At 69.6% G+C, this 12693-nt stretch carries 12 protein-coding genes; 3 read left to right on the top strand and 9 right to left on the bottom strand.

The window, feature by feature from the left end:
• Nucleotides 1–25 precede the first annotated feature (25 nt).
• Together QQ657_RS36485 and QQ657_RS36480 are read right to left on the bottom strand one after the other, a co-directional pair.
• Entirely contained in the window at nt 26–628 is a 603-nt protein-coding gene (locus QQ657_RS36485; protein WP_284746876.1) for an alpha/beta hydrolase, read from the bottom strand.
• Nucleotides 625–1590, bottom strand: coding sequence for a ring-cleaving dioxygenase (locus QQ657_RS36480; RefSeq protein ID WP_284746875.1), 966 nt, complete (start codon nt 1588–1590; stop codon nt 625–627). The genes QQ657_RS36485 and QQ657_RS36480 overlap by 4 nt, the downstream gene beginning before the upstream one ends.
• Before the next feature lie 83 nt (nt 1591–1673).
• Here QQ657_RS36480 and QQ657_RS36475 point away from each other — a divergent pair, with 83 nt between their 5' ends.
• Together QQ657_RS36475 and QQ657_RS36470 are read left to right on the top strand one after the other, a co-directional pair.
• Nucleotides 1674–2120, top strand: coding sequence for a MarR family winged helix-turn-helix transcriptional regulator (locus QQ657_RS36475; protein WP_284746874.1), 447 nt, complete (start codon nt 1674–1676; stop codon nt 2118–2120).
• A 52-nt stretch (nt 2121–2172) separates the two neighbouring features.
• Nucleotides 2173–2553: a VOC family protein gene (locus QQ657_RS36470; protein WP_284746873.1), complete on the top strand. Its 381-nt coding sequence runs from the start codon at nt 2173–2175 to the stop codon at nt 2551–2553.
• On the opposite strand, the gene QQ657_RS36465 is transcribed toward QQ657_RS36470, so the two are convergent.
• From QQ657_RS36465 to QQ657_RS36435, 7 genes are all read right to left on the bottom strand, one after another.
• Nucleotides 2545–3399 carry an amidohydrolase family protein gene (locus tag QQ657_RS36465; protein ID WP_284746872.1) on the bottom strand — a complete coding sequence of 285 codons (855 nt, stop codon included), beginning with the start codon at nt 3397–3399 and terminating at the stop codon, nt 2545–2547. The two genes, QQ657_RS36470 and QQ657_RS36465, sit on opposite strands and share 9 nt — an antisense overlap.
• Nucleotides 3396–4940 (bottom strand): benzoate-CoA ligase family protein, encoded by a 1545-nt coding sequence (locus QQ657_RS36460; protein WP_284746871.1) that lies wholly within the window; start codon nt 4938–4940, stop codon nt 3396–3398. Before QQ657_RS36460 ends, QQ657_RS36465 begins: the two co-directional genes overlap by 4 nt.
• 8 nt (nt 4941–4948) lie before the next feature.
• Nucleotides 4949–6370, bottom strand: coding sequence for a benzoyl-CoA 2,3-epoxidase subunit BoxB (gene boxB, locus QQ657_RS36455; RefSeq protein ID WP_284746870.1), 1422 nt, complete (start codon nt 6368–6370; stop codon nt 4949–4951).
• Between the two features lie 5 nt (nt 6371–6375).
• Complete coding sequence (gene boxC, locus QQ657_RS36450) at nt 6376–7995, bottom strand: 2,3-epoxybenzoyl-CoA dihydrolase (protein ID WP_284746869.1); 1620 nt, start codon at nt 7993–7995, stop codon at nt 6376–6378.
• Nucleotides 7996–8027: 32 nt separating this feature from the next.
• Nucleotides 8028–8465, bottom strand: a complete 438-nt coding sequence (locus tag QQ657_RS36445) for a hypothetical protein (protein WP_284746868.1) — start codon at nt 8463–8465, stop codon at nt 8028–8030.
• Nucleotides 8466–8555: 90 nt separating this feature from the next.
• Nucleotides 8556–9458 carry a GNAT family N-acetyltransferase gene (locus tag QQ657_RS36440; protein WP_284746867.1) on the bottom strand — a complete coding sequence of 301 codons (903 nt, stop codon included), beginning with the start codon at nt 9456–9458 and terminating at the stop codon, nt 8556–8558.
• Nucleotides 9459–9611: 153 nt separating this feature from the next.
• Nucleotides 9612–12035 carry a beta-glucosidase H gene (locus QQ657_RS36435; RefSeq protein WP_284746866.1) on the bottom strand — a complete coding sequence of 808 codons (2424 nt, stop codon included), beginning with the start codon at nt 12033–12035 and terminating at the stop codon, nt 9612–9614.
• 74 nt (nt 12036–12109) lie between these two features.
• Here QQ657_RS36435 and QQ657_RS36430 point away from each other — a divergent pair, with 74 nt between their 5' ends.
• Nucleotides 12110–12691 carry a TetR/AcrR family transcriptional regulator gene (locus tag QQ657_RS36430; protein WP_284746865.1) on the top strand — a complete coding sequence of 194 codons (582 nt, stop codon included), beginning with the start codon at nt 12110–12112 and terminating at the stop codon, nt 12689–12691.
• Nucleotides 12692–12693: the final 2 nt, after the last annotated feature.

The raw sequence follows: 12693 nt of genomic DNA, 5'->3' as shown, positions 1-12693 counted from the left end.
AGCCGATATACGCTCCGTACAAACGTCAGGGCGTCATCCAGCTCGCGGCCGCGCGGACGCCGTCCGCCGTGATCAGGTGGCCGCCGGGGTGGCGCTGCGTGACGACGTCGGCACCGCGCTCGCGCAGCAGCCCGATCAGCTCCTCCGTGGACGCCAGGGGCGCCATCGGGTCGCGTTCGCCGTTGGCCAGGAAGACGCGGGAAGCCGACAAGTCCAGGTCAGGCGGTTGCGGGACCGGGGACATCGCCGCGAACAGCGCGGCTTCGCGCACGACCTCCGGCCGCAGCAGCGTCACCGCGGCCGCGATGTTGGCGCCGTTCGAGAAGCCGACGGCGACCAGCCGCCGGTCGCCCAGCCCGTACTTCTCCCGGGCCTCGACGACGAAGTCCGCGAGCTGGTTCGCGCGCACGACGACGTCTTCGTGGTCGAACACGCCCTCGGCGAGCCGCCGGAACCAGCGCGCGGCGCCGTACTCGGTCACCGGACCGGCCGGGGCCAGCACGGCGGAGTCCGGGCTCAGCTCGCGCGCCAGGCCGAGCAGGTCGTCGGGGCTGCCGCCGGTGCCGTGCAGCAGGAGCAGCAGCGGCGCGTCCGGCGAGCCCTCGACGTACTTGTGGTCGAGCGTCATGACAGCTCCGGGTTGTTCTCGGCGGGGAGGTTCAGCTTGGGCAGCATGTGCTGGATCTCTTCGCGGCGCGGCTCCAGCCACGGCGGCAGCTTGAGCGCGCGGCCCAGTTCCAGCAGCGGCTCGTCGATCGCGAAGCCGGGTTCGTCGGTCGCGACCTCCAGCAGCGTGCCGCCCGGCTCGCGGAAGTAGATCGAGCGGAAGTACTGGCGGTCCAGGATGGACGTGACGTGCACGCCCTGGTCGACGAGCTCTTCGCGCCAGGCCTTCTGGGTCGGTTCGTCGGGCGCGCGCCAGGCCACGTGGTGCACGGTGCCCGCGGCGACCAGGCCGCGCGGCGCGTCCGGCGTCACGAGGACGTCGACCAGCGCACCCGGCCCGCCGTCGCCGGCGGCGAACCGCAGGCGGTTGCTGTCCTGGGTGGCGAAGCTGAGTCCGAGGCCGTCGGTGAGCATGCCGGCGGTGGCGTCCTCTTTCGTCACCGACAGCGTCACGGAGTGCAGGCCGCGGATCGCGTGTTCGGCCGGGACCAGCTCGGTGTCCCACGGGTCGCGCGGGTCGCCCTGCGGGTGCGCGACGAGGGCGAGCTTCAGGCCGTCGGGGTCGCGGAAAGTGAGCGTGTCTTCGTCGTCGGCGTTGCGGACCTCGCCGGTTTCGATCTTCTGCGCCGCCAGGTGCTGCTTCCACCAGCCGATGGAGGCTTCCGGGACGGAGAGCGACGTGGTCGTCGCCTGGCCGGTGCCGTGCCGGCCGGTCGGCGCGTCGGGCCACGGGAAGAAGGTCATCAGCGAGCCGGGTTTGCCCGCGCTGTCGCCGTAGTAGAGGTGGTAGGTGCCCGGGTCGTCGAAGTTCACGGTGGTCTTCACCAGCCGCAGGCCCAGGGTCCGCAGGTAGAAGTCGGCGTTGCGCTGCGGGTCGCCGCCGATCGCGGTGACGTGGTGCAGGCCGGACGTCTTGATCGCCATGGTTGCCTCCTGGATTCAAGGTAACCGCAGAACCTCTCGCGAGCAAGATATATTCCGTGCAGACTTTCCGGTAGGCTGACCGAGTGGATCCGAAGACCGACGACGACGAGATCGTCACGTGGTGGGGCCTGGTCATCGAGGGCTACCTGGCCACGCAGGACAAGCTGATGGGCGAGATCGCCGACCGGCTCGGCCTCGCGCCGGCGTCGTTCGACATCCTGCTGCGGCTGGTCCGCTCGCCCGACCACCGGATGCCGATGACCAAGCTGGCCACGGAGGCGGCCCTGTCCAGCGGCGGCTTCACGAAGGTGGCCGACCGCCTGGTGGCGGCGGACCTGATCTGCCGCGTCCCGAGCCCGGACGACCGCCGCGTGACGTTCGCGGCCCTGACCGACCACGGGCTGGACATGGCGAACAAGGCCCGGACGGCGGCGGCGGAGATCCTGCGGCGCATCGTGCTGACCCCGCTGGGTGACGACGCCCCGGCACTCGCGGAAGCCATGCGGACACTGCGCGCGTTCAACGCCTGAGGGTGAAAAAGTCGAGGTCACAGCGGTGCGTCCGGGGGCGCACCATGGAGCCATGCTGACCGAATCGACGATCACGACGATGCTCCCGGTGACCGACAGCGAACGCGCCGGCCACTTCTACGCGGACTCCCTGGGCCTGAAGCAGACGGGGAAGGGCGAAGACGGAACGCTGTACTTCGCGGCGGGCGCGGGTGCCATCGGGCTCCGCACGATGCCGGCCGGCGCACAGAGCGAGAACACGGCGTTGAGCTTCGAGGTCTCGGATCTTTCGACCGAAGTCAGCGCCTTGGAGGGCCGTGGGGTGCGGTTCCAGGACTTCGACCTGGAGGGCTTGAAGACGGTCGGCCACATCGCCGAGCTGGGGACCGAGCGGGCGGCTTGGTTCACCGACTCCGAAGGCAATGTGCTGTGCCTGCACCAGGTTCTAGGCTAGGCCCGGCATCAGCTTCACCGCGTTGCCCCCGAGGACGCCGTTCAGGACGTCCTCGGGCCAGCCGAGCCCGACCAGCGTCCGCACGTTCTTGGCCACCGAAGGCACCCCGGGCCAGTCCGTCCCGAACACGAACTTCCCCGCCAGCCGGGCCAGGTCGAACCGCTGGTAGTACTCCGGCAGCTTCTTCGGCGGCAGCCCGGCGAGATCCAGCCACACGTTCTCCCGCGCCAGCGCGAGGAAAGCCGCGACGTCGTACCACCACCCGCGACCACCGTGGGCGAAGACGAACTGCAGCGAAGGGAAGTCCTCGACCACATCGGACATCAGCTCGGGGTTCCCGAAACTCGTACGGGAACCCGGGAAGCTCGACGTTCCCGAGTGGAGGATCACCGGCACGCCACGCTCGGAACACAGCTGGTAGACCGGGTACAGCTCCTTGTCCGCCGGGGAAAACGCGCCGTGCACCGGGTGGATCTTCAGCGCCACCGCACCCAGGTCCAGCTGCCGCTCGACCTCCGTCACCGCCGGGTGGTGCAGATACGGGTTGACGTTCGCCACCAGCCGAAAACGAGCGGGGTTGTGCGAAACCAACGGCAGGTTGTCCTCGATCGGCTGAATCCCGGTGGCCCGCGGGCTGTACTCGCAGAACAGCAGCACCCGGTCGACGCCCTCGGACTCCATCAGCTCGTCCATGGCCGCCGGAATCACCTCCCCCGAAGAGGAGTACACCGAACGCCACGGGTACGAACCCGCGAAGTCGTGCGCCCACTGCGTCCACGCGGGTTTGAGCGTCGGCAGGCGCGGCGTGTGGACGTGCGCGTCGACCACGAAGTAGCCGTCGATCACGTGCTGGGCACCACCCGCAGGACGTCCCGGACCTGTTCGCGGATCACGTTCCGGCGGATCTTGCCCGTCGCCGTCTTCGGCAGTTCCGCCAGTTCGACCACTCCTCGCGGGCGCTTGAACGCCGCGAGACCTTCGCGGCAGAACTCGATCAGCTCGTCCGGGTCCACCGTAACCCCGGCCGCGGCCACCACGCACGCCACGGGCTTGTCGAGACCGTCGGCGTCCGGCGCGGCGACCACCGCGACCTCCGCCACCGCCGGGTGCTGCCGCAGCCGTTCCTCCACTTCGGACGGTGACACCCAGATCCCGCCCGCCTTCAGCATGTCCCCGAACCGGCCCAGGCAGGAATACGTGCCGTCCTCGTTGCGGACGTAGCTGTCACCGGTCCGCAGCCACTCGCCCTGGTAGACGAGCTTCGTCGCGTCGTACCGGGCCCAGTAACCCGTCGCCGTCGACGGCCCGGCCACGAACAGCTCGCCCGGCTGGCCGGCGACGTCGATCACCGCGCCCGCCTCGTCGCGGATCTGCACGGAGTACCCCGGCACCGCGACTCCGGTGGTGCCCGGCCGCACCGCGCCGGGCTGGTTCGACAGGAAGATGTGCAGCGCCTCGGTGGACCCGATGCCGTCGAGGATCTCCAGGCCGAAGCGGGCGCGGAACCGTTCGAACAGCGACGCCGGCAGCGGCTCCCCGGCCGAAACCGCGTGGCGCACCGAAGAAAACGAGTCGTCCGGGACGTCGCTCGCGAGCAGCGCCGCGTAGAACGTCGGGACGGCGAAGAACAGCGAAGGCGCCTCTTCCCGAGCCCGTCTGGCGAACAGCGCCGGCGTCGGACGGGACGGCTCGAGCAGCGTCGTCCCGCCGGCGCCGAGCGGGAAGAAGCACGAATTCCCCAGCCCGTAGGCGAAGAACAGCTTCGGGACCGACAGGAACCGGTCCGCCGGAGTCGTCGCCAGCACGGTGCGCGCGTACGTCTCACACACCGCGCGGATGCTCGCGTGCCGGTGCATCGCGCCCTTCGGCTGTCCCGTCGTCCCCGACGTGTACAGCCACAACGCGGGCGAGTCCTCCCACGTCCGTCCACTTCGGAACGGTCCGCTCAGCGACGACCACTCGTGCGTCCGGACCCCGAAGCCGGCCGCGTCCGAGCGGTCGAGCAGGACGTCGGTGACCTCGGGCGCGAACCCGAGCGCGGTCACCGCCTGCTCGGCGAACTCACCGGACACGCACAGCAGGCGAGCGCGCGAGTCGGCCAGCATCTTGCCCAGCTCGAGCCCGGTGACCATGGTCGACACGGGCACGGCGACCGCGCCGGCCAGCATCGCGCCGAGGATGCCGGTGAGCAGTTCGACGTCGTCGACCATGCAGAACATGACACGCTCTTCGGGCCGCACGCCGAGCTCCACGAGCCCGCCCGCGACGCGGCGCGCCTCCGCCGCCAGCTCGGCGTAGGTGAGCGTGCGGCGCGGCGACACGACCGCGGTCGCGTCCGGGTGCCCGGCGGTGAGCAGGTACTCCGCGGCGTTGAACCCTGTGGGCACCGGACCTCCTACGTGAGGTGGACGTACTCGTAGTCGAAGGGCTTCCCGTTGATGCCCTGCCGCGGCGGCGCCACCCAGCTCGCGATCTTCCCCCGCTCGTACACCGGGTGCATCAGCGAGCGGACGAACGTCAGGTCCTCGGTGGTCGGCAGCCACTTGCCCTTGCCGGCCTGCCAAGTCGCCTCGTCGACGATCGTGCCGTCGGGAGTGACGTGGTGGCCGGAGTTTATGCCGACTTCGCGGTTGAAGCCAGGGTGCGGCAAGCGGAACGTGAAGTCGATCCCGGCGTCGGCGAGGATCTTGTTCCAGCGCTTCACGCCGGTCTGGCAGTCGGCCACGTACTCGCTGCGCAGGTCGAGGTTCAGCAGCAGGATCGCCTGCATCTCCTCCGCCGTCCAGGTGCCGTCGCCGGCCGGTTTCTCCAGCGTGCGGGCGTCGTCGGTGAGCTTGTGGTCGTCCTTGCGGCGGGTCTCCTGCCAGCGGCCCTTGAGCCCGGCGGTGTAGTAGTTCGCCGCGTTCGTCGACGTCTCGCTGCCGAACAGGTCGAGCGAGACGGTGTAGTGGAAGTTGATGTACTTCTGGATGAGCTCCAGCGGGATCCCGCCGTGCGGCCCGATGTCGCGCGTGTCGTGCTCGCGGATCAGCTCGGCGCTGCGGGTCACCACGCGGTCGACGCCGGTCGTGCCGACCATCATGTGGTGCGCCTCCTCCTTCAGCATGAACTCGCAGGTGCGCGAGAGCGGGTCGAAGGAGCTTTCCTTGAGCGTGCCGAGCTGGTACTTCCCGTCGCGGTCGGTGAAGTAGGTGAACATGTAGAAGGCCAGCCAGTCGGCGGTCTCCTCGTTGAACGCGCCGAGGATGCGGGGCGCGTCGGGGCTACCGGAGTTGCGCAGCAACAGCCCTTCGGCCTCGTCACGGCCTTCGCGGCCGAAGTAGGCGTGCAGCAGGTACACCATCGCCCACAGGTGCCGACCCTCTTCGACGTTGACCTGGAACAGGTTCCGCAGGTCGTAGAGGCTCGGCGCGGTGAGCCCGAGGAGCTTCTGCTGCTCGACCGACGCCGGCTCGGTGTCGCCCTGGATGACGATCAATCGCTGCAGGTCGGCGCGGTATTCGCCGGGCACCTGCTGCCACACTTCCTGGCCCTTGTGCTCGCCGAAGGCGATCCGCCGGTCCGGGTCGCGCTCGGCGAGGAAGATGCCCCACCGGTAGTCCGGGACGTTGACGTGGTCGAAGTGCGCCCACCCCTCCCGGCCGACGCTCACGGCGGTGCGCAGGTAGACGCCCTGGGTCTCCAGCGTCGGGCCCATCTCGCCCCACCAGTGCATGAACTTCGGCTGCCAGCCTTCCAAGGCGCGCTGCAGCCGGCGGTCTTCGGAGAGGTTGACGTTGTTGGGGATCTTGGCGTCGTAGTCGATCTTCTCGGGCATCTGCGCTAGACCCGCTTCCTGTCGAAGACGGCCTTCTGACCCGTACCGTATCGGCGCAGCGCGCCTTCCGGCCCGGATGCGTTCGGCCGGGTGAAAATCCAGTTCTGCCACGCCGCCAGCCGGCCGAAGATCTTGGTCTCGATGGTCTCCGGGCCCACGAACCGGTGGTTGGCCTCCATGCCGGTCAACGCGTCCGGCGACAGCGACGCACGGCCTTCCAGCGCGATCCGGATCTCGTCTTCCCAGTCGAGGTCGTCCGGGGCATCGGTGACCAGGCCGAGTTCGACGACTTCCGCCGCGCTCAGCTCGTGGTCCTTTTCGCGCGCGAGCCAGGCGAGGTGGTCGTCGTCGCCGTAGAAGCGCGTCTGCAGGCGGGTCAGGCCGTTGCCCATCGGGAACGGGCCGAAGTTGGCTTCGCTGAGCCGGATCGTGGCGCGTTCGTCGCTGTCTTCGTCGTCGATCGGCGGGCCGTCGAGGAGGTACTGACGGTCGGCGGCGAGCGCGAGTTCCAGCAGCGAACCGGCGAAGCAGCTGCCGGGCTCGATCAGCGCGATCAGGGTGCGGCTGGTGACGTCGAGGCGCTTGAGCGTGCGTTTGAAGTACTGCGTGATCTCGTTGCCCAGCCAGTCCTTCGCGCCGAACACGGCCCGCTCGTGCGCGAGCACCTTCTCCGGGTCGCCCCGGGTCTTCAGGATCCACGTGCCGGCCTCGACCTCGTTGGTGCGCAGCCGGAGGATCGCGTCGTCCAGCTCGCGGGTCATGGCGAGGAACCAGCCGTTCGCGCCTTCTTCGTGCAGGTCACCGGGGTCGTTTTCGGGCCCCTTGACCGTGATGGTGACCTGATCCTTGGTTACTTCCGTGTCGACATAGCGATGTTCGAGCGGGGTCAGCTCGATGCCGCCTTCACCGGTCCGGTCGGACTCACGCGCGATCTCCCTGGCCCGCTTCGCCACGGCCTCGCGGAACCCCTGACGCGGCACCAGTTCGTCGACCAGCCGCCAGTCGACCGCCGTCTTCCCCTTGACGCCGTCGGAACGCGTCGCGAAGACGTCGGCGAGGTCCTTGCGCACGCGCCGCTTGTCGACGACCCGGGTCAGGCCGCCGGTGCCGGGCAGCACGCCGAGCAGCGGCACCTCGGGCAGCGCGACGGTCGAGGAGTTGTCGTCGATCAGCAGGATCTTTTCGCAGGCCAGCGCGATCTCGTAGCCGCCGCCGGCGCACGTGCCGTTCACCGCGGCGACGTAGGTCTGGCCGGAGTGCGCGGTCGCGTCCTCCATGCCGTTGCGTGTCTCGTTGGTGAACTTGCAGAAGTTCACCTTCCAGTGGTGCTCGGACGCGGCGAGCATCCGGATGTTCGCACCGGCGCAGAAGACCTTGTCCTTCGCGCTGGTCACCACCACCACGCGGACCTCGGGGTGCTCGAACCGCAGCCGCTGGGTCGCGTCGTACAGCTCGATGTCGACGCCGAGGTCGTAGGAGTTGAGCTTGAGCTCGTAGCCCTCGACGAGCCCGCCCTGCTCGTCGACGTCCATTTCCAGCCACGCCACCTCCCCGTCGAGCTGGAGGCGCCAGTGGCGGTACTCGTCCGGACGGCGGTCGAAGGTCACCGGTGTGGTGGTGGTCACTCATCCGAGTGTCTACATAGTTCCGACGAACGTCAATGTTGTGTAGAAACTTGATCTCGCGAGGTCACCCGGTTGAGCGTCGCCCACGCCCACGTGAGAAACGCCCAGAGCGCGAGCCCCGCTGCGGCATCCGTGAAGATCGTCGCGAAGAAGAACCCGGGGATCTGCGGCACGCCGGTCAGGAAGTGGCCGAGCGTGATCATCCCGGCCAGCGAATAGACCAGCAGGAACGCCAGCGCCCGCGGGTACCGGCCCTGCCGGTACGCGCGGTAACCGAGCCAGCCGAACGTCGTGAACAGCACCCAGCCGAAGGCGACGACGATCCCCGCCGCCATCGCCGGGACGCCCGGCAGCTGCGGGTAGTCCGCCACCCGGATGGCGTTGTGCGTGTAGTGGATCGTGGTGCTGACCAGCGAAAAGCCGAGGATCACGCGGAGTGGCGTCAGGCCCTTCCCCTGCAGAACGTCCATCTCGGGCCCCCTATAGCCGATTTGATAGATCGCTCTAGCGACGGTACCGCGCGGCGGCCGCGCCGGGCAAGACGCGGCCGCCGCCGGAGGTCACACCAGGTCGATGCGGTGCTGGGTCACCGGGTAGCCCGCCTTGGCGAACGTCTTGGCCATCGGGACGTTGCCGACGTCGGTGCCCGCGACGATCTTCTCCGCGCCATACCCGATCAGGTCGTGCGTGGCCTCGACCAGCAGGTCGTACGCGTAGCCGTTGCCTCGCTGCTCCGGCACGACGGCGACGTAGCCGACCACCGGGTCGTAGGCGTTGCGGCTCGGCAACGTGAGCCCGACGAGCTCACCTTCGGGCGTGTACGCCAGCCGCCACCAGTCCCGCGGCGCCGGCATCCACAGCATGATGTCGAGGTCCTCGCGCGCGGCCGCGTCGAGGCCGTGCTCCTCGACCGTCTTCCGCACGTGCGCGTCGAGGCTGCCGACGTGCACGCGCTTGAAGACGTCCAGGATCACGTCGTCGTCCGGTTCGGGCCGGAAGACGAGCCGGCCGGGTCGCTCCGGCAGGCCGTTCTCCGGCGTCCAGCAGAACCGGTAGCGCTCGACGAGCTTGCGGTAGCCCGCCTTCTCGGCCGCCTCGACGCGGATGGTGACCTCGTGCGCGACGTCCGGGTCGTCCTGCCAGCCGGGCGGCGTGGTCAGGGAGTACTCCGCGCGCAGCGGCACCCTCTTCAGCAGCTCGACACCCGCGTCGAAGTCCGTGAAGTCGAACCAGTCGAGCGCGATCGGCTCCTCGTCCTTGGGTGTGCCCCACCACGCGGCCCGCGCCACGACGACGTCGTCGCGCAGCGCGACCCAGACCCACCCGGGCCGGTACTCGCCCTTGGCTGCCATCTCGGCGAAGTCGTCGCCGAACAGCTTGCGGCCGACGAGGCCGCGGTCGGGCAAGGAGGTGAACAGTGTTTCTTCGCCCGCTTCGAGCGGGCGCACGACCAGATCGGTCATGGAAGTCCTTCCGGGAGTACGCGCTCCCGGTCAGAAACCCGGCACCCTCGAGGCGAGGTGGGAGCGCGTGATCGGTTGCGTGATCATCGGACCCACCTCCCTTTCGCTCGTTCCGGGGTGCGCGGCTGAAGTTAGAGGCTCCCGAGCCACCCGTCAACGGATTTTCTGGAGGACGATTCGCGTGCTCAGCCGCGGCTGCGCGTAGGAGTGCGAAGCCTCCAGGACGTACTCGCCGGCGATGTGCTGCCAGCCGTCGCGCCAGACTTCGGCGGACCTCGGCGTGACGACGATGTCGGTCTCGACCGCCTCGCCGGGTCCCGCTTCGACGCTCGCGAAGCCGACGAGCCAGCGGGGCGGCCGGTCGCCGCGCTCGGTCGGGGCCAGGTAGAGCTGGACGACTTCGCGGCCCTTGCGCGTTCCCGAGTTGCGCACGCGGACCCGGACGCGCGCGCCGCCTTCGTCGTCCGGGTAGCCGTCGAGCTCTTCGTACACCCAGGTCGTGTAGCCCAGGCCGTGGCCGAACCAGTACGCGGGTTGCGTCTCTGTACGCGCCCAGGCGCTGTAGCCGACGTACACGCCTTCGCCGTACTCGAGGACGCCTTCTTCCGGGGTCACGTCGGTGACCGGCGCGTCTTCGAGCCGCGCCGGCCAGGTCGTCGGCAACCGGCCGCCGGGCTCTTCGAGACCGAAGAGGACGTCGGCGAGCGCGTCGCCGCCGGCCTGGCCGGGGAACCAGGTGAGCAGCACCGCGGCGACGTCGGCGCGCCACGGGAGTTCGACCGGGGAGCCGGCGTTGACGACGACCACGGTGTTCGGGTTGACCGCCGCGACCCTGGTGACGAGTTCGTCCTGCCTTCCGGGCAGGGCCAGGGAAGTCCGGTCGAAGCCTTCGCTCTCGACCTCGGCGGTGGTGCCGACCACGACGACCGCGACGTCCGACTTCCCCGCCAGGGCAACAGCTTCGTCGAGGGCGGCGTCCGGGTCGAGGACCGGGCCGCGGTGGCCGAGCGCGAAGGTGACCCAGGCGAAGGTGCCGCGGGCGAACTCCGCCATCTCCGACGGGATCCAGTACGTCAGGTTGACGTCGACGAGTTCGCCCGCCGTCAGCTCGACCTCGCGGCGCTGCTCGATCACCTGCATGATCGACGTGAAGACGTCGCCGCCTTCGGGCAGGTTGACGCCGTCGAAGAGGGTCTGGCCGGCGACGGTGAGGCGGAGGTCGCCGGGGCCGGTGACGGCGAAGGTGTGCGTGCCGGTCCGCTCCGGCAGGTAGGTGCCTTCGATCTCGACCGACGCGAGCGTGGCCAGGTCGAGGCCTTTCGGGAGCTCGCCGATCCAGTTGATTTTGGCTTCCCTGAGCGGAAATTCAGCCAATCGGGTGCCGTCGGCCGCCTTGGCGGTGGCGCGGAGCCGGAAATTGTCGGTGGCCGGCGGTAGCGTCGTTCGCGGATCGGCACCGATGGCGAACGCGAGGTCGGTGCCCGGGGGAACGGCCTTCCGGAGGCCGTCGAGAGGGGAGACGATGTGATCGGGGAACACGGTGGCGCTGCCACCACCGAGGATCTTGGGGTCCTCCGCCAGCGCGCCGATCAGGGCGATGCTCTGTGGTTGCTTGAGGGGGAGAACGCCGGTTTCGTTGCTGAGCAACACGAACGACCGGTGCGCGACCTCGCGCGCGATCGCTTCCCCGTCCATAGTGGACATTGCGACGGGGCTGCCGCCGAGCGCGCCGGTCCGGTGGGCCAGCAGGAGCACGCGGCGCACCATTTCGTCGACGACGTCTTCGCCGACTTCGCCGCCGCGAACGGCTTCCGCGAGCTGGTCCCCGAAAACCGTGCGGGGGCCGGGCATCGCGACGTCGAGGCCGCCGTTGGCGGAGGCGACGGTGTCGCGCGCGGCCAGCCAGTCGGAGACGATGAAGCCGTCGAAGCCCCATTCGTCGCGCAGCACGCCGTTGAGCAGCTCGGCGTGCTGGGTCATCGTGGTGCCGTTGACGCTGTTGTAGGCGGCCATGATCCCCCACGGCTTCGCCCGCCGGACGATGAGTTCGAACGGCGCGAGGTAGAGCTCGCGCAAGGCACGCTCGCCGACGTGGACGTCGGCGGTGAAGCGTTCGGTCTCGAAGTCGTTGGCGACGAAGTGCTTGACCGTGACGGCGACCCCGCCGTCCTGCACGCCGGTGACGTAGCCGGCGCCCATCATCCCGGTGAGGAGGGGATCTTCCGAGTAGCACTCGAAGTGGCGGCCGCCCAGGGGCGAGCGCTGGAGGTTGACGGTCGGCGCGAGCAAGACGTGCACCCCCTTGCGGCGGGCCTCCTGCGCGAGCAGCCGGCCGGCGCGCACGGCCAGGCGCGGATCCCAGCTCGCGGCGAGGGCCGTCGGACTGGGGAGCGTCACCGAGGGGTCGTCCGGGCTCCACCGCACCCCGCGGACGCCGACCGGGCCGTCCGAGAGCACCAAGGACTCCAGGCCGATCCGCGGGAGCGCGGGCAGGCTCCAGACGTCCTGGCCGGCGAGCAGGCTCGCCTTGGCGTCCAGGTCGAGCTCGGCCAGCAGGGCATCGACGTCGAAGCTCATGGAGACCTACTCTACCTGGCGGTGGGTAGTGAACGTTATGGTTCCGTGACGGCTTGTCCCGTAGGCTCGGGATCATGACCCGGGCCAGGGGCGCCGACCGCCGAGCGAGCATCGTCCGCGCGGCGTTCGAAGTGATCGCCGAACGCGGCTATCGCGGCACTTCGCTGGCGGCGGTGGCCGACCGCGTCGGACTGACCCAGCAGGGCCTGATGCACTACTTCCCCACGAAGGAGGATCTGCTGACGGCGGTGCTGGAGGCCCGCGACGAGTGGGACCTGCTGCACTTCGGGCACGCCCCGCAGGGTGACGAGTCGTCGATGACGGTCAACCAGCTGGCCGAGCTGGTCGACTACAACGCGACCCGGTCGGGGATCGTCCAGACGTACACGGTGCTGTCGGCGGACAGCGTCACGGAGGACCACCCGGCGCGCGAGTACTTCCACGACCGCTACGAGCGGGTGCGGGCGGGCATGACCCAGATGCTCGAACGCCACCGCGACGAGCTCCCGCCGGGGGCTACGCCGGAGCAGCTGGCGCCGATCGCCATCGCGGTCCTGGACGGCTTGCAGCTGCAGTGGCTCCTCGACCCGGAGCAGGTCGACATGCCGGCCGGGTTCCGCACCTTCCTGACCCTGCTGGGCATCAAGCCGGACTGACG

This window comes from Amycolatopsis ponsaeliensis, assembly GCF_030182635.1.
Lineage (GTDB): Bacteria > Actinomycetota > Actinomycetes > Mycobacteriales > Pseudonocardiaceae > Amycolatopsis > Amycolatopsis ponsaeliensis.
This window is presented reverse-complemented; position numbering and strand designations above follow the sequence as displayed.

Excerpts from the sequence above, each read along its gene's own strand:
- QQ657_RS36485 (WP_284746876.1), bottom strand. The coding sequence starts at position 628 with ATGACGCTCGACCACAAGTACGTCGAGGGCTCGCCGGACGCGCCGCTG.
- QQ657_RS36430 (WP_284746865.1), top strand. The coding sequence starts at position 12,110 with ATGACCCGGGCCAGGGGCGCCGACCGCCGAGCGAGCATCGTCCGCGCG.
- QQ657_RS36470 (WP_284746873.1), top strand. The coding sequence starts at position 2,173 with ATGCTGACCGAATCGACGATCACGACGATGCTCCCGGTGACCGACAGC.
- QQ657_RS36440 (WP_284746867.1), bottom strand. The coding sequence starts at position 9,458 with ATGACCGATCTGGTCGTGCGCCCGCTCGAAGCGGGCGAAGAAACACTG.
- boxB (WP_284746870.1), bottom strand. The coding sequence starts at position 6,370 with ATGCCCGAGAAGATCGACTACGACGCCAAGATCCCCAACAACGTCAAC.
- QQ657_RS36445 (WP_284746868.1), bottom strand. The coding sequence starts at position 8,465 with ATGGACGTTCTGCAGGGGAAGGGCCTGACGCCACTCCGCGTGATCCTC.
- QQ657_RS36480 (WP_284746875.1), bottom strand. The coding sequence starts at position 1,590 with ATGGCGATCAAGACGTCCGGCCTGCACCACGTCACCGCGATCGGCGGC.
- QQ657_RS36435 (WP_284746866.1), bottom strand. The coding sequence starts at position 12,035 with ATGAGCTTCGACGTCGATGCCCTGCTGGCCGAGCTCGACCTGGACGCC.